Source organism: Streptomyces sp. DH12, from assembly GCF_020873895.1.
In the GTDB taxonomy this organism is placed as follows: domain Bacteria; phylum Actinomycetota; class Actinomycetes; order Streptomycetales; family Streptomycetaceae; genus Streptomyces.
Window position 1 is genome coordinate 1 of the sequence record NZ_JAHWGT010001477.1, and the last position, 407, is coordinate 407.

Genomic DNA, 407 nt, shown 5'->3' on the forward strand with positions numbered 1-407 from the left:
GCCAGCGCCCGGGTCGTCCTGAATCCGCTGCCGCCCGCCGGGTCACTCTTGTTGACATGGGGAACCGGCTCTTTGGCCAGGGAGAACCAACCGTCGCCGTTGGGCAGCGAGTCGCCCGGCGCCGGGTCGTTCAGGCAGTCGGCATGCGGGCCGGTGTCCGGCAACGAGAACGTCAGCTCGAACTGGTCGGCGTCGATCACCCGCTGGTCCTTGAAACCGTCCGCGAGCTGGGCGTCGGCGAACTGCTTCTCAGCGGGTGTGACATGGGCCTGCACGCACGGTGAGGCCGGATCCAGGACGTGGGCGTCGTTCAGGACGTAGGTGTCCCATTCGCCGTTGCCGAGGTTGGGGATCACCTGGACGCACTTGTCGCCCGGGGCACCGCCCTCCTTCGCCTCCCCGAAGGG

The 407-nt window shown here is 68.6% G+C and carries 1 pseudogene; it reads right to left on the bottom strand.

Going from position 1 to position 407, the window contains the following annotated elements:
• Positions 1-356 (bottom strand): annotated as a pseudogene (locus tag LPA54_RS40650) (hypothetical protein); the annotation flags it as partial.
• Positions 357-407: the final 51 nt, after the last annotated feature.